An 18,125-nucleotide genomic window follows, 5' to 3' on the forward strand; every position below is an offset into this window, starting at 1 on the left:
CGGGACCAGGCGCCGGTATACTCGTCCCGTCCCCGACCCGGGTTTCCAATCATGATGATCGAGCCTCCGATCGAGACCGTCCTGCAGCGCACCGGCCATCGGTTCACCCTGGTGGTGCTGGCGGCTCGCCGTGCTCGACAGATCCAGGCCTACTTCAACCAGCTCGGCGATGGCATCGGCGCCTACGTGCCGCCTCAGGTGCACTCGCTGTCGCGCAAGCCACTGTCGATCGCCTTCGAGGAGATCGCCGCCGACAAGGTCGTCGTCGACGCCGGCGAATAACCATGCTCGCCGGTAGGCGGATCGTCCTCGGCGTCACCGGGGGGGTGGCCGCATTCAAGGCCGCCTACCTGGCTCGACGCCTCGTGGAGGCCGGCGCCGAGGTGCGCGTCGTGATGACGCCATCGGCCACCGAGTTCCTCGGTCCGCAGACGATGGCCGCCATCACCGGCAGCCCGCCGCTCACCGGGCTGTTCGGACAGGACTCCGTTTCGCCCCACACCGAGCTGGCATCCTGGGCGGATCTGATCGTGGTGGCACCGGCCACTGCCGCCACCCTCGCCCGTCTCGCCACCGGCGAGAGCGAGGACCTCCTCACCGCCACGATCCTCGCCTTCGCTGGGCCCGTGGTGATGGCCCCCGCCATGCACACCGAGATGTGGGAGCACCCGGCGACGCGTCGCAACGTTCAGACTCTCGCCGGCGACGGTGTCACCCTGGTCGGGCCTGCCACCGGCGCCCTCGCCGGTGGCGACGAAGGCCCAGGTCGGATGGTCGAGCCCGAAGAGATCGTGTCCGCCGTGGAGGGAGCCCTCTCCGGTGGCGACCTCTCAGGGTGGAGGGTGCTGGTCAGCGCAGGCGGCACGCGGGAACCGCTTGATCCGGTTCGCTACCTGGGCAACCGCTCCTCGGGGAAGATGGGAAACGCCATCGCCGAGGCGGCCTGGCGTCGTGGAGCCGATGTGGTGCTGGTGACGGCGGGCGAGCCGCCCTCGCGAGGGTCGTTCGAGGTGGTTCGGGTGGAGACGGCCGAGGAGATGGCCGAGGCGGTCTGGGCGAGAGCCGTCGACTCCGATGTGGTCGTCCTCGCCGCTGCCGTCGCCGACTTCCGACCCGCCCACTCGGCCGAGCAGAAGCTGCGCCGTGCCTCGGGGCCGCCCGAGGTGGTGTTGGAGGCCACGCCGGACATCCTCGCCGGGGTGGCGGCCCTCGATCCCCGTCCCTTCCTCGTGGGCTTCGCCGCCGAGGCCGGTCCCACCGAGGCTGCGGCCCCGAAGGCGGTGGAGAAGGGGGTCGACATGTTGGTCGCCAACGACGTGACCGCCCCCGGGGCCGGGTTCGGAACCGACACCAACGTGGTGTCGGTGTTCTTCCCGGACGGCCGGCGTCAGGACTGGCCCCTCCAGACCAAGTCGGCGGTGGCGGAGCGGCTGTGGGACCTGGTGACTCAGGAACGCCCTCGCTGAGCGGTGCCGTCCGGGTCGTGCCGGATGTGCCTTCGTTTGCCGTCGATGATGGTTTTGCATACGCCGTACCCGACGGGATGACTCTCGCCGTGGGTAGCGTCGTCCGGGTGCCCCTCGGCGGCCGCCGGGTGCGCGGCTGGGTGGTGGGTGGAGAGCGAGAACGGCCCGGTCTGCGGTCGGTTCTATCCACCTCGGGCAACCTGCCGGTGTTCGGCGTCGACACCCTCGAGGTGTTGCGGTGGGCGGCCGCCCACTACGTGGCACCCCTGGCGGCGGTGCTGAGCAAGACGAGCCCTCCCAACGTCGCCAGAGGTGTCGGCACCATCCCGCAGGTACGGCGAGGGGACGCGTCGTCTCGTCGCCTGGTGGTGGCGCCACTTCCCTGGACTGAGGTCATCGCCGCCGAGGCCGAGGGGTTCCTCCTCTCCGGTCGGTCCGTCATGGTCGTGTGCGCCACGGTCGTCGAGGCAGAAGCCCTTGCGACCTCCCTGGGGGCGGCTCTCGGCATGCCGATCACTGCGGTCTCCTCGGGTACCCCGGCGGCAGAGATCACGAGGAGATGGGTTGAGGCCGCCACCCGGCCGGGCACACTCCTGATCGGCACCCGCGAGGTGGTGTTCTGGCCGGTGGCCGCTCTCGGGCTCGTGGTGCTCGCCGATGAGGGGCGGCGCGGGATGAAGGATCGCGCCACGCCGACCGTTCATGCTCGCGATCTGGTCCTGAAGAGGGCGGAGGCCGAAGGCTTCGCCACCACGATGCTGGCATTGGTTCCCTCGGCAGAGGCGGTGCTGCGGGCGACCGATGTGGTCGAGACGGCACGGCCGTGGGGGCTGGTGGAGGTCGTCGACCGCAGTGTCGAGGCTCCGGGCAAGAGCCTGTTCTCCGAGATGGCGGCCGCCGCACTGCGCGCCTCCGGCGACAGGCGGGTTCTGGTGTTCACACACCGTCGCACCGTGGCGCAGCGATGCGTGCGGTGCCGCCTGCTGCGAGCCTGTCCTGCGTGCGGCGCGGCGCCCGGGGAGTCGGAGGTCTGTCCCCGGTGCTCGACACCGGTCCCTTCGTGCACCGGCTGTGGAGGGCGGCGTTTCGAGTCGCTGGGCGCTGGGCTTCCTCGCGTGCTGTCGGAGACGGCCCGGATCGTGCCTCGCGACGAGGTCGGTCCCGTCGACTCGGGCAGGCGTGTCGTGGTGGGCAGCGAGCGCGATCTGCCTGGACTCGAGGTCGACCTGACCATCGTGGTCGACGGCGACGGCCCGGTGATGGCACCCCACTATCGGGCCACCGAAGATGGCCTGCGCCTGCTGGGTCGCGCCGCGGCCGCCGCCGGCCGCGGCCCGGGCAGGAGGGCTCTCGTGCAGACCTCCAACCCTTCCCATTCGGTGATGCGGGCCCTGGTCGCCGGGGCTCCGGTGCCTGTGGTGAGAAGCGACGCCGGCGTTCGCTCCGCTCTGGGGTTTCCTCCAGCGGGTGAAGTCATCGCCCTCGAGGCGACCGGGCTGGAGGCAGCGATGGCCGGCGGGCTTGGGAGGCTCCTTGGAGGCCGGGCGAGCGTTCACGGTCCGGCACCTGCCGGAGAGGGCCTTCGCTGGCTGATCCAGGGGCCCGACCTGGCACAGGCCCGGGCCGTGCTCCGTCGGATCGTGGGGCAGTGGCGTGAGGCGGGAGTCAGGGTGCGGATCGATGCCGACCCGACCGATCTCTAGACGGGGCTAGCCTGCGCGCCTCCAGGAGAGCCATGGCGATCTTCCCCATCCGAACCCATCCCGACCCCGTGCTCCGGCTGCGGGCGGCGGACGTGACCGAGTTCGGCGAGGCTCTGGCGAGGCTCGTGGACGACATGACAGAGACCATGTACGCCGCTCCCGGAGTCGGTCTGGCGGCGCCACAGATCGGAGTCTCCCTACGCGTGGTGGTGTTCGACGCCGGCGATGGACCCCACCATCTGATCAATCCGACGCTGGAGCAGACCTCGGGGACGGCCGAGTACGAGGAGGGGTGCCTCTCGGTGCCCGGGCACTACTGGCCGATCACGCGTCCCTCGTACGCCCGGGCTCGAGGCACCGATCTGGCGGGCAGGGAGGTCGTGTACGAGGGGGAGGAGCTGATGGGGAGGGTCCTTCAGCACGAGCTGGACCACATCGAGGGGATGCTCCTCCTGGAACGGCTCTCCCGGCGGGATCGCCGGGAGGCTCTGCGGGACCTGAGGCGGGAGGCCCTGGAGCGGGGCGTCGGCTGATGCGTACCGCCTTCTTCGGCACGCCGCAGGAGGCGGTGCCATCACTCGATGCGCTCAGGGAGGTGTCCGAGGTCGCCTTCGTGGTCACCCGGCCCGACCGGCCACGGGGCAGGTCGGGGCGCTCCGTTGCGCCTCCGGTGAAGTCGGCGGCCCTGGCTGCCGGACTCGGCGTGCTCCAGCCCGCCCACCCTGCGGATGTGGCAGGGGACCTGGAGGGTTGTTCCGTGGCCGTCGTCGTCGCCTACGGACGGATCCTCCCGGCCTCCCTGCTCTCGGTGCCGGACCACGGTTTCGTGAACGTCCACTTCTCGCTGTTGCCCCGCTGGCGGGGGGCCAGTCCGGTGGTGCGAGCAATCCTGGCGGGCGACGAGCTGACCGGTGTCACCCTGATGAGGGTCGACGAGGGGCTCGACACGGGGCCGATCCTGGCTTCGGCATCCACCGCCATCGGTGGCGAAGAGAGCGCCGGGGAGCTCACCGCTCGGCTGGCAGCCATGGGTGCCGACCTGATCAGGACCCACTTGCGGGCCATCGCCGACGGCGAGGCGACCGGGGTTCCCCAGGATCCGGACGGGGTCACCCACGCCGGACGGATCCACTCCGATGAGGCGTTCATCGACCCCCGTCGCCACGGGACCGTGGCAACGGGACGGGCCGTCCGTGCCTTCAACCCTCGACCCGGGGCGTGGGGGCTCACCGAGGAGGGACGCATCAAGCTGTGGCGTGCCCGGCCGGCATCCGTGGAAGGTCCTCCGTCTGGAGTCGCCGAGAAGCGGGGGGGCAGGGTGCTGCTCGGGTGCCGCGACGGCTCCGTGGAGCTGCTGGAGGTGCAACCGCAGGGCCGCCCGGCGATGGCGGCGGCGGCATGGATGAACGGCCGCCGTGGTGCCCCGGCGGAGTTCCTGCCGGCTAGCGGACGACCAGGCCGCTGAGGTCCTCCTCAGGCGGCGGGTAGCGAGGGTCCAGGGCCTCGATGGTGTCCACGAGCACGCTGCCGACGACGAAATTCCGGTACCACTTGCGGTCGGCAGGCACCACGTACCATGGCGCCCACTCGGTGGAGGTGGCGGTGATGGCGTCTTCGAACGCAGCCATGTAGTCGTCCCAGCGGGCCCGCTCCGCCAGGTCTCCCTTGGCGAACTTCCACTGCTTCGTCGGGTCGTCGATCCGTGCCTGCAGGCGGTCGGCTTGTTCCTGCGGCGAGATGTGCAGGAAGAACTTCACGATCGTGGTGCCCTCATCGGCCAGCATCCGTTCGAAATCGTTGATGTGCTGGTAGCGCCGGCCCCACACCTCAGCGGCCACCAGCGAATGGACCCGCACCACGAGCACATCCTCGTAATGAGACCTGTTGAAGATGACGATCTCGCCGTCGCCGGGCACATGGGGATGCACCCGCCACAGGTAGTCGTGTGCCAGATCCATCGGGGTCGGCCTCTTGAACGAGGCCACCTTGACGCCCTGAGGATTGACCCCGTCGAAGACGTGCCGGATGGTGCCGTCCTTGCCCCCGCTGTCCATGGCCTGCAGCACCACCAGCAGGCGGTGGCGACCGTCGGCGTAGAACACCTCCTGCAGCTGCTCGAGCCGGTCGTTGAGCGCCGCGGCCGCCGCCTTGCCCTCGGCCTTGCCTCCCGATGCCAGGGTGTGCTCGCCGGGGTCCCGAGCTGCCAGATCGGCGGCATGGCCCGGGAGAACTCGATATCGGTCCATTCCCACAGGCTAGGCGTCGTCCACCGGCGGACGCCGGTAACCTCGCCGTCGTGAAAGCCAAGCTGGCGCCATCCCTCCTCGCCGCCGACTTCGGCCGCCTGGGAGAGGAGATCGGTCGGGTGGAGGGTCTCGTCGACTACCTGCATCTCGATGTGATGGACGGTCACTTCGTTCCCAACCTGACCTTTGGAATGCCGGTGATCTCCGCCCTGCGCAGGCTGACCGGCCTCGAGTTCGACTGCCACCTGATGGTGACCAACCCGGTGGCACTGTTCGAGCCACTGCGCCGGGCCGGTGCCGACCTGGTGACCGTTCATGTGGAGGTCCATCCCGATCCGGTCCCGGCGGCGCGAGAGGCGCGCCGGGTCGGGCTTCGATTCGGGCTGGTCCTCAACCCGTCCACTCCTTTCGCCGCCGCCGAGCCTTTCTTGGAGACCCTGGATGTGTTGTTGGTGATGTCGGTGGAGCCCGGTTTCGGAGGCCAGTCGTTCATCGAGGAGGTTCTGCCCAAGGTGGAGGCCGCGAGAAAGTCGGTTGACTCGGGAGGTTCGCAGGCCGATATCCAGATCGACGGTGGAATCACCCCCGCCACGGCACGTTTGGCCCGGGATGCCGGCGCCGACTCGTTCGTGGCCGGTACGGCGATCTTCGGAGCGCCCGACCCGGCGGCGGCGATCGCCGAACTGAGAGACGCGATAGATGGGACGTGATGGGCGAGACGATCTTGGTGATCGACGACGACGCCGAACTGCTCGAGTTCGTGCGCGATCGTCTGGAGTCCGAGGGCTTCAAGGTGGAGGCCTCGGAGGACGCCATGTCCGGCTTGACCCGAGCGGCGATGACCCCTCCAGACCTGGTGCTTCTCGACGTCTCCGATCCCGCAGGATTCGAGGTGCTGCGCTCGCTGAAGGGCGGGGCGTCCACCGCCAACGTTCCGGTGGTGCTGCTCACGGTCGCCGCCTCCGTCGAGGAGCTGGTCAAGGGTCTCGACGCCGGGGCTGACGACTACGTCACCAAGCCGTTCGCCGTCGAGGAACTGCTCGCTCGGGTGTCTTCGGTGCTGCGACGGGCAAAGACGATGCGGGAGCTGTCGCCGCTCACCGGTCTGCCGGGGAACTTCCGGATCGCCGAGGAACTGCAGCTGAGGGTGTCCTCCGGGCTCCCCCTCGCCGTCGTGTACGCCGACCTCGACAACTTCAAGGCCTTCAACGACCACTACGGCTTCATGCGCGGCGACAAGGTGATCAAGTTCACTGCGAACACGCTGGTCGAGTCGGCGGTGGAGATAGGCGACCCCGGAGCGTTCATCGGCCATGTCGGCGGGGACGACTTCATCCTGGTGATGAACCCCGAGGTGGTCGAGGAGTTCTGCAAGGCGGTCGTGGAGAGGTTCGATGACGGCATCCTCGACTTCTACGACCCCCAGGAGGCGATGCGCGGCTTCGTCGAGGTCATCGATCGACGAGGGGAGCGCCATGCCTTCCCGATCTGTTCGATCTCCATGGGAGTCGCCACCAACTTGCGACGGTCATTCGCCAGTGAATGGGAGGCCTCGGCGGTCGCCTCCGAGATGAAGGAACACGCCAAGACCGAGGCCGGTTCCTCCTACAAGGTGGATCGCCGCACCACCTGAGCTTGGGCCCCTCCGGGCGATACACTCGCCCGGTCCGAGCCGCCTCCAATGCCGAACCGTCCGGGAGACACCCGTGGACAGACACCTTTTCGCGATGGCACGGGCAGTGGCGCTGGCCTCACCGCATCATCCCCATCCCAATCCTCGCGTCGGGGCGGTGGTGCTCGATTCCTCCGGGGCGGTGGTCGGGGGCGGGGCGCATCGGGCCGTCGGGGGGCAACATGCAGAGGTGGTGGCGCTGGCGGAGGCGGGGGAGGCGGCGCGTGGCGGCACCCTGGTGGTGACCCTCGAACCCTGTGTGCACCAGGGCCGCACCCCGCCCTGTGTGGAGGCGGTGATCGACGCCGGGATCGCCCGGGTGATCGTGGGCGTTCTCGACCCCGATCCCCGGGTCGACGGCAAAGGGGTCGAACACCTCCGCGCCCGGGGGATCGCAGTGACCGTCGGCACCGGGGCGGACCTCGTCGAGGCACTGGACCCCGGCTACCTGCACCATCGGCGCTCCGCACGACCGCGGGTGACGCTGAAGATGGCCGCAACCCTCGACGGTCAGGCGGCGGCGGCCGACGGCACTTCACAGTGGCTCACCGGGCCCGAGGCCCGGCGCGACGCCCACGAGCTGCGGGCCCGTTCCGACGCCATCATGGTCGGTGCCGGCACCGTGCTGGCCGACGACCCCAGGCTCACGGTGCGCCTGGGGGCCGGTTCTCCAGATCCGAGGCCGGTGATAATCGCCGGTGACCGAGATCTCCCGGCCGACGCTCGCCTCTTCGCCCGGCATCCCCTCGTCTACTCACCGCGCCCGCTCGACCTGCCGGCCGAGGTCGTGGTGCTCCCGGGCGCCACCGGGGTCGATCTGGTCGCCGTCATGGAGGATCTGGGAAGGCGCGGGATCGTCGATCTGCTGGTGGAAGGGGGCCCCACGCTGGCGGGGGCACTGAATGGGGCGGGTCTGGTGGACCGGTACGTCCTGTACTACGGAGCCGGCCTGGCTGGTGGGGTGGGACGGCCGGTCTTGGAGGGGAGGTTCACCACCGTGGCCGGTCTCGACGGCGTCGACGTGGTTTCGGTGCGTCTGCTCGAGGGGGATCTGCGGGTCGAGGCCGTGCCGGCAGGGAGGGTCGCCGGGCGGCCGGCTCCGGTCAGAACGGCCGAGGCCCGGCTCCCGATCGACCAGGCTGAGTTCCGGGTCATCGGATACCGGCAGGATGGCCAGGAACACGTTGCGCTGGTCCTGGGCGGGTTCGATCGCAAGGGCCCTGCGCCGTTGGTACGGGTTCACTCCGAGTGCCTCACCGGCGACGTCTTCGGGAGCAGGCGGTGCGACTGTCGCGACCAGTTGCACCGCGCCCTGCAGCGAATCGCCGCCGAGGGCTCGGGCGCTCTGGTGTACCTGCGCGGGCACGAGGGTCGTGGAATCGGGCTGAGCGCCAAGTTGCAGGCCTACGCCCTGCAGGACCTCGGCAGGGACACGGTGGAGGCCAACCTGGAGCTCGGCCTCCCTGCCGACGCCCGCGAGTACGGCATCGCCGGCGCCATCCTCCACGACCTCGGGATCGGGAGGATCCGGCTCCTCTCCAACAACCCGGCGAAGGCACTGGGTCTGGGAGCAGCAGGGGTCGTCGTCGAGGAGATGGTGGCGCTGGAGACCGCGGTCACGTCCGAGAACCGCGGGTACCTGAAGACCAAGGCGACCCGGATGGGCCATCTGCTCGAAGTGGAGCCATGAGAGCACAGGGCCGGATCGCTCCGCTGAGGCCTTCACTGCGCCGAGATGCACCGGATCTGTCCGAGGAGAAGGCACTGTGGGGATGCGGTGCGGAGGTGGTCGTCGGCGTGGACGAGGTGGGGCGGGGGGCATGGGCCGGTCCGGTCTCGGTCGGCGCCGTTGTGCTGCCCGCCGACCGACGGGTCTACAAGGTGCGCGACTCGAAACTGCTCACCGAGCCGGAGAGGGAGGGCCTCTTCGATCGGGTCGCGTCTTGGTGCCGGTCATGGGCGGTGGGGCATGCCACCGCCGACGAGTGCGATCGTCTCGGGATGTCGGCGGCGCAGCGCCTGGCAGCGGAGCGCGCCATCGACCGCCTGGACCTCCAGCCCGACGCCGTCCTGGTCGACGGCTCCTGGGACTTCGTCGGCCACCCCTTCACCCGTACGCTGGTCGGTGGAGACGCCACCTGCCTCTCGGTCGCCGCAGCTTCGATACTGGCCAAGGTCACTCGGGATCGCCTGATGCGCTCCGAAGCCGAGCACTACCCACATTGGGGTTTCGACGGGAACAAGGGTTATCCGGGGCCCCGGCACCGGGCGGCGTTGCAGTGGTACGGGCCTAGTGCCATCCACCGCCTCTCCTGGGTGTTCATGGATGCGACGCCTTGGAACGGCCTGAGACGAAGGGAGCGGGACACCTCGCAGGGCCGGATCTTCCCGTCGCATTGATCCCGCTCGTCCACTTCCGTATACTCCGCCCATAGAGAAGTGGAGGCGCTGCTTCCCACCCGGCCACCATCGGTGCGCCGAGGTCCGACGATTGGAGCCGGCCACTGCGCCGGGCCATTGACGGCGGCAGCACCGAGCCGCCGTTCCTCTTTTCCGGGAGTGTTTCCGGCGTCGGACACGCCGGCGGGTAGGTGACCGCCATGCAGGAGGTTTGGAGAACATCGCACAGGAACTGAGGATCAATGACAAGATCCGGGCCAAGGAGGTGCGCGTCGTTGCGCCCGACGGGAGCCAGATCGGTGTGTTGAAGATCGACGAGGCCCTGTACCTGGCCGACCAACTCGGCTTGGATCTGGTCGAGGTCGCGGCCGATGCTCACCCACCGGTTTGCCGGATGATGGATTACGGGAAGTACAAGTACGAGCAGTCGGTTCGCCAACGAGAGGCTCGCAAGAAGCAGACCCGGACCGTCATCAAGGAAGTGAAGTTCCGCCCCAAGACCGATGACCACGACTACGAGTGGAAGAAGCGGCGGGTGTTGGAGTTCCTCGGCGACGGTGACAAGGTCAAGGTCACGATGATGTTCAGGGGTCGCGAGGTGACACATCCCGAGCTCGGGTCCCGCGTCCTGCAACGGCTCGTGGAAGAAGTGGGGGAGTGGGGGGCCGTGGAGCAGGCGCCCCGGCTCGAGGGCCGCAACATGACAATGCAGCTGGCCCCGGGGAAGAGGCGGCCGGCGGCGACGATCGACGGCGAACTTCCCGATGAGGGTGCCGGCGAGGAGGAGTGAACGTGCCGAAACAGAAGACGCGGCGAGGCGCCGCCAAGAGATTCAAGATCACCGGGTCGGGCAAGATCATGCGCCGGCAGGCTTGGCGTTCCCACCTGGTCATGGGCAAGAAGTCGGGACGGCGGCTGCGCCGACTCCAGGGTGAAGCCGAGGTGGCGCGCTCCGACGCTCCACGCGTCAAGCGGATGTTGGGGAGGTAGCGGAAATGGCACGCATCAAGCGCTCGGTACACGCCCAGAAGAAGCGTCGCAAGATCCTCGAACGCGCCTCGGGTTACAAGGGGGCGCGCAGCCGGAGGCTGAGAACGGCCAACGAACAGGTCATGAACGCCATGCAGGACGCGTACCGCGACCGCAGGGCGCGCAAGGGTGAGTTCCGCAGGCTGTGGATCGCCCGCATCAACGCCGCGGCTCGGGCAAACGGGACCACCTACTCGCGGCTCATGGCCGACCTCAAGGCCGCCGAGGTGGAGGTCGACCGCAAGATGCTCGCCGAGATGGCGGTGTCGGACCCCGAGGCCTTCGGGGACCTGGTGCGGACGACTTCGGGAGCCGCCCACGCCTGAGGCCCCGAGGCCGGCATCCCGGCTTCCGGGGCCAGCCTCTAACCTTCCGGCGCCATGACCTCAGCCGAATCCCTGCACGAGTTCGTAGCCGAGGTGCTGAGGCGCCTCGATCTATCGAACGATGCAGCAGCGGTTGCCGCACTCGAGACGGAGGCCTTAGGGGCCGAGTCGCCGATCGTCTCGGCCCGCAGATCTCTGAAGGACCTGCCGGAGGAGGCGCGCAGGGTCCTGGGCAAGGCGGTGCACGAGTCGGCCGAGAGGCTGCGCACCTCCCTCGGAGCACGTCGGGCCGAGTTCGAGGCGGCCGAACTCGATTCCCGCCTGGCTGCAGAGTGGCAGGATCTGACCCTGCCCGCACGAGAGCCGCCCCGCGGCGCCGCGCATCTGGTCCGCCAGGTGTGGGACGAGGTGGTGGACATCTTCGTCGGGCTGGGCTACACGGTGGCCAGCGGCCCCGAGGTCGACACCGACTACCACAACTTCCGGGCACTCAACTACCCGGATGCTCACCCGGCGCGCCTGGAGAGCGACACCCTGTACGTCGATCACGGCGATGATCCCGAGGGGGTGCTGCTGCGCACCCAGACCTCGACAATGCAGGTGCGCTGGATGGAGAGTCACGATCCTCCGGTGTACGTGGTGGCACCGGGGCGGGTCTACCGCCGGGAGACCGCCGACGCCACCCACACCCCCGTGTTCCATCAGATAGAAGGCCTGGTCGTCGACGAGGGAATCACCTTCGCCCACCTGAAGGGAACCCTCCAGCACCTGGCCGACGAGATCTTCGGCTCCGGTCGGCGTCTGCGGTTCCTGCCCCACTTCTTCCCGTTCACCGAGCCGTCCGCCGAGCTCCATGTGTCCTGCTTCGCCTGTGACGGGTCTGGGTGTCGCATCTGCAGCGGATCGGGGTGGATAGAGCTGCTCGGTTGCGGCATGGTCGATCCGGCCGTCCTCAGCAACGTCGGGTACGACCCGGCCCTGGTCACCGGCTTCGCCTTCGGCATGGGTCTCGACCGGCTGGCGATGATGCGCTACGGAGTGCCCGAGCTGCGCCACTTCTTCACCGCCGATCGACGGGTCCTGGAGCAGTACCGATGAAGGCCTCCCTTCGCTGGCTGCGCGAGTTCGTCGATCTGCCCGAGATGGAGCCGGCCCGGCTCTCCGACGCCATCTCCTCGCTGGGTCTGGAGGTCGAGAGCGTCGAGATCCTGGAGGCGCCGTTCACGGGCGTCCTGGTAGCTCGAGTCATCGCAGTGGAGCCTCATCCGTCGGCCGATCGGATTCGACTGGCGACGATCGACGCCGGTTCGGGACCGGTGCGCGTGGTGTGCGGTGCATGGAACTTCGGTCCTGGCGATCTGGTTGCCTATGCCGCCGTGGGGTCGGTGCTCGCCGGTGGACTCCAGGTGGGGGAGAAGGAGATCCGCGGCATCTCCTCACCGGGGATGATCGCCTCCGAGTCGGAGCTCGGTCTTGGCGACCCTGCGGAAGGCATCATGCACCTCGATGCCGGCGAGCCGGGCGACGATCTGGCTGCGACGCTTCCCTTCCCCGACGTGATCTTCGACCTGGCGATCACCCCCAACCGGCCCGACGCCATGTCGATGCACGGTCTGGCACGGGATCTCGGCGCCTACTTCGATCTGCCGGTGGGCCTTCCCGACTTCTCAGTCGAGGAGTCGGGGTCGCCCACGGAGGTGACCGTGCAGATCGACGACCCGCATCGTTGCCCCCGCTTCACGGCGCGAGAGCTGCGGGGCGTGACGGTGGCACCATCGCCGCTGTGGATGCGTCTCCGGCTTCGAGCGGTGGGGTTGCGTCCCATCAACAACGTGGTCGATGTGAGCAACTACGTCATGATGGAGTTGGGCCAGCCGCTGCATGCCTTCGACCTCGATCGGATCGAGGGTGATCGTGTCGTGGTCCGCGGGGCCCTCCCTGGAGAGACCATGCGGACCCTCGACGGCGTCGATCGCTCGCTGACGACTGAGGATCTGGTGGTGGCCGATGCCGGCGGCCCGATCGGCCTGGCCGGGGTGATGGGTGGCGAGGAAACCGAAGTGTCGGAGTCGACCTCGAGGGTGCTCCTCGAGGTCGCCCACTTCGAGCCGGCGGGCGTCCTGCTGACCGGGAAGCGGCACGGGCTCCGTTCGGAGGCGGTGGCCCGGTTCGAGCGAGGGGTCGACCCCACGCTGCCGCCGATCGCCTCGGGGCGGGCCACAGAACTGCTCACTCGGCTGGCTGGTGCGAATCCTGCTCCCGCTCTCATCGACGAGAACCCGCGCCCGTGGTCGGCGCCGGTCGTGGTCCTGCCCGCGGGCGAGCCCGAGCGCCTGCTCGGCGTGCCGGTGACGCCGGAACAGAGTGCCGACTACCTGCGGCGCCTCGGATTCGGAGTCACCGGAGAGAAGGATCTCGAGGTGCAGGTGCCTGCGTTCCGTCCCGATGTCGGCCGTCCGGCCGATCTGGTCGAAGAGATCGCCCGTCTGCACGGCTTCGACAACATCCCCGCGCTGCTTCCTTTCGGCCGCGGCGGTGCGCTTCCGGCGGAGGAGCGTGCCGAACGCCTGGTGCGCCAGGTGATGGTCGGCGCCGGCTACTTCGAGGCATGGAGTTTCGACTTCATGGCGATCGAGGATCTCGATGCACTGGGGATCCCCGCCGACGACGAACGCCGGCGGGCAGTGGGGGTTCGCAACCCGCTCGCCGATGACCAGCGCCATTTGCGCACCACCCTGATTCCCGGGCTGGTTCGGGGCGTGGCGCTGAACCAGGCGAGGAGCCTCGGCGAGCCGCCCCTGTTCGAGATCGGTGCTGCCTTCCTGAAGCCGACGGGTGTCGCCGAGCTGCCGCACCAGCCACGCCGCCTCGGTTTCGTGGCAGCACCATCGGGTGGCGGCGAGGCGGCGGACGCCGTCGGCGTGGTGGCGGCACTGTTCAGGCAGATGCACCGCCGGTGGGACCTCGACCAACGCGCCGTCCCCGGCCTGCATCCGGGACGCAGCGGGAGGGTGGTCGTCGACGGCGACGAGGTCGGGATCGTCGGCGAGCTCCATCCGAGCGCTGCCGAGAGGTTCGGTGTGACGGGACGCCTTGCGGTGGGCGAGATCGACATGAGCGCTCTCACCCCCCTGACACCGACCTTCACCGCCCCGAGCTCCTTTCCGCCCGTGGTGTTCGACCTCGCCTTCGACCTCGAAGAGCGGGTCCCGGCGGGACGGCTGCTGGATGCGGTGAGAACTGCGGCCGGCCCGCTGCTGGAGGAACTGAGGGTGTTCGATGTCTTCTCCGGCTCACCGCTCGAGGCCGGAAGGCGGAGCATCGCCGTTCGACTCGTGTTTCGTCACCCGGATCGCACCCTGGTGGAGGAGGAGCTCTCCGAGGTGCGGGTGTCCATCGCCCAGCGAGTTGGATCGGATCTCGGCGGCCGACTGAGGGGGGCCTAGCGTGGATTTCCTGAAGGTCTCGGATCTCGGCCGGGATGGGCTCGCCGAGGTGATCGCCGAGGCGAGACGGCTCAAGGCGGACCCCGGTCGAGGCGCCGGGGCGCTGTCCGGGCGTCGGATCGGCCTGTTCTTCCAGAAGCCATCGATGCGTACCCGGGTCTCCTGCGAGGCGGCAGCCCTGGCGCTGGGGGCGTCACCGATCGTCCTGAAGCAGGACGAGGTCGGACTCGGCACCAGGGAGGCCGTGGCCGATGTGGCCCGTGTGCTCGACCGATACCTGGATGTGCTCGCCTTCCGGGTGTTCTCCCACTCCGACCTGGACGAGTTGGCGGCCCACTCCGAGGCTCCGATCGTCAACCTCCTCTCGGATCTGGAACATCCCTGTCAGGCGCTGGCCGACCTGCAGACGCTCGCCGAACATCGTCCGCCCCAAGGCGCGGTTGTCTCCTTCGTCGGGGACGGCAACAACGTGTGCAACTCCCTGATGGTCGCCGGCGCCATGATGGGCGCCACAGTCAGGGTGGCGACCCCCCCCGGGTTCGAGCCACCCTCCCATGTGGTCGCCGAGGCGATGTCTCTTGCGGCCCCCGGTGGAGGAGTCGAGGTGGGCAATGATCCGGAGGCGGCGGTCAGGGACGCCGATGCGGTCTACACCGACGTCTGGGCATCCATGGGACAGGAGGACGAGGCCGAGGCCCGCCGTCGAGCGTTCCGCTCGTTTCGCGTGGACGAGGCCCTGTTCGACCTTGCCGCTCCCGACGCCGTGTTCCTCCATTGCTTGCCCGCCCACCGGGGGGAAGAGGTCACCGATGGCGTGGTGGATCACGAGCGCAGCCGCGTGTTCGATCAGGCCGAGAACCGCATGCACTCCTTCAAGGCCTTGCTCCTCCACATGCGATGACCGCCCTACGGCGACTGCTGGCGGGTCCGGCCGCCGAGGTCGCACCCCTCCTCCTGGGGAGACGGCTGAGGAGCACCATCGACGGGGAGTCGGTGGTGGCGGTCGTCATCGAAACCGAGGCCTACGAGGGTGCCGACGATCCCGCCAGCCACGCGTACCGGGGTCGGACCATGCGCAATGCCACCATGTTCGGCGAGCCCGGCAGCATCTATGTCTACCGATCGTATGGGCTGCACTGGTGCATCAACCTGGTGTGCCGGGCGGTCGGTGTTCCCTCGGCGGTGTTGCTACGTGCCGGCCGAATCGTGGTGGGAGAAGACGTGGCGGCGCGCCGTCGTGGGCGTAACACCGAGTTGGCGTCGGGGCCGGGCAGGCTCGCCCAGTCGCTCGGCGTCACCGCTGCCATCGATGGGTCGTCGATCTGGTCGGGTCCTATTCGCCTGGAGGGGCCTCCATGGAGCGGCCCGGTGCTCCGCGGACCACGGGTGGGGGTCACCAGGGGGGCGGAGTTGCAGTGGCGGTTCTGGATGCCGGTCAGTCGTTCACCCAGATCGTGACCGGGCCAGCGGCGGGCGTCCCTGGAGCGGGGTCCTGGGCGGTGACCCGATAGGAGGGTTCGGCACCGTCGATCGCAGGCATGGTGACAACCTGGACCTGGAGCCCGACGGCTGCGAGGCGGGCAATGGCTTCGGCACGATGGAGGCCGACCACTGTGGGAACGGTGGTGCCCGGCTCGGGCCCGGCGACCACGATCTCCACGCTCGAACCGCGATCGAGGGTGGAACCGGGAGCGGGGAACTGCCCGATGATCGTCCCCGGCAGGTACTGGGTCTCCGCACCCCACACCAGGCGGGTCGAGTAGCCGGAGGCTTCGAGCAGAACCAGGCCGTCGAGGATCTGGAGGAACTCCACATCGGGCACGGTGCCGTCTTCCATGGTGGCGACGCCCTGGGGATTGTGGATGGGACACACCAGGGTGGGAACCTGACGCGGGTCGACCTTCACGTCGGCGGTCGTGGCTCGCGGGCACAGTGGGCCGGCGAGGAATCCGGTGGAGAGGTCGATTCGAACCGTCACCGTCTCGCCCGGGGGTAGGTCCGGGGGTGGCGTGTAGGCGGTTCCGGAGAGGGCGGCGATGGCGAACCGGGACCAGATCTGGGCCGGCCAGGTGCCACCGGTGACGGTGTACGGGGTGGCGGGAGCGACCATCGCCTGGTTGCCCTCGGGGTAGCCCACCCACACCGCTGCGGAGAGTTCGGGGGTGTATCCGATGAACCAGGCATCGTGGTAACCCTCGGTGGTTCCGCTCTTGCCGGCCACGGGGCGCCCGATGCGGGCCTGCTGTCCGGTGCCCCTGCGAACGACCTCGGTGAGCGTGGCGGTGATCTGATCGGCAACCTGCTCGCTGAAGGCGCGGGTGAGCGTCGGCACGTGTTCGTAGAGGACGTCACCGTTCGGAGCCACGACCCGGGTGACCAGCACCGGGTCGACATGGATCCCCCTATTGGCGAAGGTGCCGTAGGCGGCGGCCATCTCCAGAGGGGTCACCTCTTCGACTCCGAGAGCAAGCGCCGGGACCGGCGCCAGTTCGCTCTCGATGCCCGCCGCCCGTGCGGTGGCGACGACCCGCTCGGGCCCGATCCAGTCGATGAGGTGGGCGTAGGGGACGTTCACCGAGAACACCGTGGCCTCACGCAGGCTGAGTGCCGGGAAGAATGCCTGCTCGTGGTTGGTGACCTCCCAGGCATCGGCTCCGGAACCGATGGTGGTACTCCGTCCGCCGGGCCAGAGGGAGTCGAGGTCGACGCCTTCCTGAAGGGCGGCGGCGAGGACGAACGGCTTGAAGGACGAGCCCGGTTGCCGGAGCCCTTGGGTGGCCAGGTTGAACTGCGCCGTTGGATTCTGCGGGTCGTAGTAGTCGATGCCCCCGACCAATGAGGTGACATGCCCGGTCCGGGGGTCGACGGCGACGAGGGCCGCCTGCGGCCCGTCCTCGGTCAGGACCGACGACACGGCCGCCTCGGCGGCGATCTGTTGATCCGGTACCAGGGTCGTATGGATGGCCAGGCCACCACCCATGAGACGCTCCAGGCGTTCCTCCGGCGTCTTGCCGAGGGCGGGGTTCTCCAGGAGTGAGCGGCGGACCTCCTCGGTGAAGTGGGGGAAGCGCATCCGATCGGCGGCCCCGCGCGGGGCCAGGATCACCGGCTCTTCGGCGGCCCGGATGGCGTCGGACACGTCCACCCACCCGAGCTCGATCATGGCGTCGAGCACGATCTCCCGGCGGGCCACGGCGGCATCCAGGTCTTCGAAGGGGTTCAGGAGGGTGGGCGACGCGATCAAGCCTGCAAGCAGGGCCGACTCGCCGAGCGTGAGCTGTGACGGCGTCTTCCCGAAGTAGCGACGAGCGGCGGCACCGACGCCGTAGGCACCCTCTCCGAAGTAGACGACGTTGGCGTAGCGCTCGAAGATCTCGGTCTTGTCGAACGTCTCCTCGATGCGCAGCGCCAAGCCCGCCTCTTCGGCCTTGCGCTCGAGGGTGACTTCGTCGGAGAGCAGGACCTTCTTGACATACTGCTGGGTGATCGTGGAACCGCCCTGGATCACCTCACCGGCTTCGAGGTTCTCGGTGGCTGCCCGGACGACCGCCCGAACGTCGACACCGTTGTGGACCCAGAATCGGCGGTCCTCGATGGCGACCACCGCATCGACCAGGTGTCGCGGCAACTCGTCGTAGGTGACGAGGACGCGGTCCTGTTCGGCGTGCCATTCGGCAAGCACCGAACCGTCGGCGGCGTAAACCGTCGTGGTGAGGTCGCCCGTTCCAATCCCCGGATCCTCGATGGGCTCGACGGCACAGGCGGTGGCGATCAGCGCAATCACCACCCCCGCCGCGAGGCGAGGCTTGGGCATTTCTGCAGTGAATCGTAGGGTGG

18 protein-coding genes are annotated in these 18,125 nt (G+C 69.0%); 16 read left to right on the forward strand and 2 right to left on the reverse strand.

The features are described from left to right. Positions 1-54 precede the first annotated feature (54 nt). Genes rpoZ through fmt form a run of 5 tightly spaced genes read left to right on the forward strand, consistent with a single transcriptional unit; the run spans position 55 to position 4,634 of the window. Positions 55-282, forward strand: a complete 228-nt coding sequence (gene rpoZ / locus QY307_00815) for a DNA-directed RNA polymerase subunit omega (GenBank protein ID WKZ83804.1) — start codon at positions 55-57, stop codon at positions 280-282. 2 nt (positions 283-284) lie between these two features. Continuing rightward, positions 285-1,466: a bifunctional phosphopantothenoylcysteine decarboxylase/phosphopantothenate--cysteine ligase CoaBC gene (gene coaBC / locus QY307_00820; protein ID WKZ82827.1), complete on the forward strand. Its 1,182-nt coding sequence runs from the start codon at positions 285-287 to the stop codon at positions 1,464-1,466. Positions 1,467-1,492: 26 nt separating this feature from the next. Continuing rightward, positions 1,493-3,169 (forward strand): hypothetical protein, encoded by a 1,677-nt coding sequence (locus QY307_00825; protein WKZ82828.1) that lies wholly within the window; start codon positions 1,493-1,495, stop codon positions 3,167-3,169. A 32-nt stretch (positions 3,170-3,201) separates the two neighbouring features. Then, on the forward strand, positions 3,202-3,702 hold the full coding sequence (gene def / locus QY307_00830) for a peptide deformylase (protein WKZ82829.1): 501 nt from the start codon (positions 3,202-3,204) through the stop codon (positions 3,700-3,702). Then, a complete protein-coding gene (gene fmt, locus QY307_00835) occupies positions 3,702-4,634 on the forward strand; it encodes a methionyl-tRNA formyltransferase (GenBank protein WKZ82830.1) in 933 nt (310 codons plus the stop codon). The genes def and fmt overlap by 1 nt, the downstream gene beginning before the upstream one ends. On the opposite strand, the gene QY307_00840 is transcribed toward fmt, so the two are convergent. Further along, a complete protein-coding gene (locus tag QY307_00840; protein ID WKZ82831.1) occupies positions 4,612-5,421 on the reverse strand; it encodes a polyphosphate kinase 2 family protein in 810 nt (269 codons plus the stop codon). The genes fmt and QY307_00840 overlap by 23 nt on opposite strands. A 44-nt stretch (positions 5,422-5,465) precedes the next feature. Between QY307_00840 and rpe the strand changes: the two genes are divergently transcribed. From rpe to QY307_00895, 11 genes are all read left to right on the forward strand, one after another. Then, positions 5,466-6,125, forward strand: coding sequence for a ribulose-phosphate 3-epimerase (gene rpe / locus QY307_00845; protein ID WKZ82832.1), 660 nt, complete (start codon positions 5,466-5,468; stop codon positions 6,123-6,125). Beyond that, positions 6,125-7,048, forward strand: coding sequence for a response regulator (locus QY307_00850; GenBank protein ID WKZ82833.1), 924 nt, complete (start codon positions 6,125-6,127; stop codon positions 7,046-7,048). Before rpe ends, QY307_00850 begins: the two co-directional genes overlap by 1 nt. A 94-nt stretch (positions 7,049-7,142) precedes the next feature. Next, positions 7,143-8,777, forward strand: coding sequence for a bifunctional diaminohydroxyphosphoribosylaminopyrimidine deaminase/5-amino-6-(5-phosphoribosylamino)uracil reductase RibD (ribD, locus tag QY307_00855; protein ID WKZ82834.1), 1,635 nt, complete (start codon positions 7,143-7,145; stop codon positions 8,775-8,777). Next, the gene (locus QY307_00860) at positions 8,774-9,487 is read left to right on the forward strand and encodes a ribonuclease HII (GenBank protein WKZ82835.1); all 714 of its coding nucleotides are present in this window, start codon (positions 8,774-8,776) and stop codon (positions 9,485-9,487) included. The genes ribD and QY307_00860 overlap by 4 nt, the downstream gene beginning before the upstream one ends. A gap of 211 nt (positions 9,488-9,698) precedes the next feature. Then, positions 9,699-10,277: a translation initiation factor IF-3 gene (infC, locus tag QY307_00865; GenBank protein WKZ82836.1), complete on the forward strand. Its 579-nt coding sequence runs from the start codon at positions 9,699-9,701 to the stop codon at positions 10,275-10,277. Between the two features lie 2 nt (positions 10,278-10,279). After that, positions 10,280-10,477: a 50S ribosomal protein L35 gene (gene rpmI, locus QY307_00870; GenBank protein ID WKZ82837.1), complete on the forward strand. Its 198-nt coding sequence runs from the start codon at positions 10,280-10,282 to the stop codon at positions 10,475-10,477. Between the two features lie 5 nt (positions 10,478-10,482). Then, on the forward strand, positions 10,483-10,842 hold the full coding sequence (gene rplT / locus QY307_00875) for a 50S ribosomal protein L20 (GenBank protein WKZ82838.1): 360 nt from the start codon (positions 10,483-10,485) through the stop codon (positions 10,840-10,842). 54 nt (positions 10,843-10,896) lie between these two features. Then, the gene (gene pheS, locus QY307_00880) at positions 10,897-11,940 is read left to right on the forward strand and encodes a phenylalanine--tRNA ligase subunit alpha (GenBank protein WKZ82839.1); all 1,044 of its coding nucleotides are present in this window, start codon (positions 10,897-10,899) and stop codon (positions 11,938-11,940) included. After that, a complete protein-coding gene (gene pheT, locus QY307_00885) occupies positions 11,937-14,288 on the forward strand; it encodes a phenylalanine--tRNA ligase subunit beta (protein ID WKZ82840.1) in 2,352 nt (783 codons plus the stop codon). Before pheS ends, pheT begins: the two co-directional genes overlap by 4 nt. A 1-nt stretch (position 14,289) precedes the next feature. After that, positions 14,290-15,189: an ornithine carbamoyltransferase gene (gene argF / locus QY307_00890; protein WKZ82841.1), complete on the forward strand. Its 900-nt coding sequence runs from the start codon at positions 14,290-14,292 to the stop codon at positions 15,187-15,189. Next, positions 15,186-15,746 carry a DNA-3-methyladenine glycosylase gene (locus QY307_00895; protein WKZ82842.1) on the forward strand — a complete coding sequence of 187 codons (561 nt, stop codon included), beginning with the start codon at positions 15,186-15,188 and terminating at the stop codon, positions 15,744-15,746. Before argF ends, QY307_00895 begins: the two co-directional genes overlap by 4 nt. Here QY307_00895 and QY307_00900 read toward each other — a convergent pair. Further along, positions 15,724-18,102 carry a PBP1A family penicillin-binding protein gene (locus QY307_00900; GenBank protein ID WKZ82843.1) on the reverse strand — a complete coding sequence of 793 codons (2,379 nt, stop codon included), beginning with the start codon at positions 18,100-18,102 and terminating at the stop codon, positions 15,724-15,726. The genes QY307_00895 and QY307_00900 overlap by 23 nt on opposite strands. Positions 18,103-18,125 lie beyond the last annotated feature (23 nt).

The organism is Acidimicrobiia bacterium (assembly GCA_030584185.1).
Classification (GTDB): Bacteria; Actinomycetota; Acidimicrobiia; order Spongiisociales; family UBA11373.

Coding starts and splice junctions, on each gene's coding strand:
- QY307_00850 (WKZ82833.1), top strand. CDS start 6,125: ATGGGCGAGACGATCTTGGTGATCGACGACGACGCCGAACTGCTCGAG.
- QY307_00860 (WKZ82835.1), top strand. CDS start 8,774: ATGAGAGCACAGGGCCGGATCGCTCCGCTGAGGCCTTCACTGCGCCGA.
- QY307_00895 (WKZ82842.1), top strand. CDS start 15,186: ATGACCGCCCTACGGCGACTGCTGGCGGGTCCGGCCGCCGAGGTCGCA.
- def (WKZ82829.1), top strand. CDS start 3,202: ATGGCGATCTTCCCCATCCGAACCCATCCCGACCCCGTGCTCCGGCTG.
- ribD (WKZ82834.1), top strand. CDS start 7,143: ATGGCACGGGCAGTGGCGCTGGCCTCACCGCATCATCCCCATCCCAAT.
- coaBC (WKZ82827.1), top strand. CDS start 285: ATGCTCGCCGGTAGGCGGATCGTCCTCGGCGTCACCGGGGGGGTGGCC.
- pheS (WKZ82839.1), top strand. CDS start 10,897: ATGACCTCAGCCGAATCCCTGCACGAGTTCGTAGCCGAGGTGCTGAGG.
- rpoZ (WKZ83804.1), top strand. CDS start 55: ATGATCGAGCCTCCGATCGAGACCGTCCTGCAGCGCACCGGCCATCGG.
- rplT (WKZ82838.1), top strand. CDS start 10,483: ATGGCACGCATCAAGCGCTCGGTACACGCCCAGAAGAAGCGTCGCAAG.
- fmt (WKZ82830.1), top strand. CDS start 3,702: ATGCGTACCGCCTTCTTCGGCACGCCGCAGGAGGCGGTGCCATCACTC.
- pheT (WKZ82840.1), top strand. CDS start 11,937: ATGAAGGCCTCCCTTCGCTGGCTGCGCGAGTTCGTCGATCTGCCCGAG.
- QY307_00900 (WKZ82843.1), bottom strand. CDS start 18,102: ATGCCCAAGCCTCGCCTCGCGGCGGGGGTGGTGATTGCGCTGATCGCC.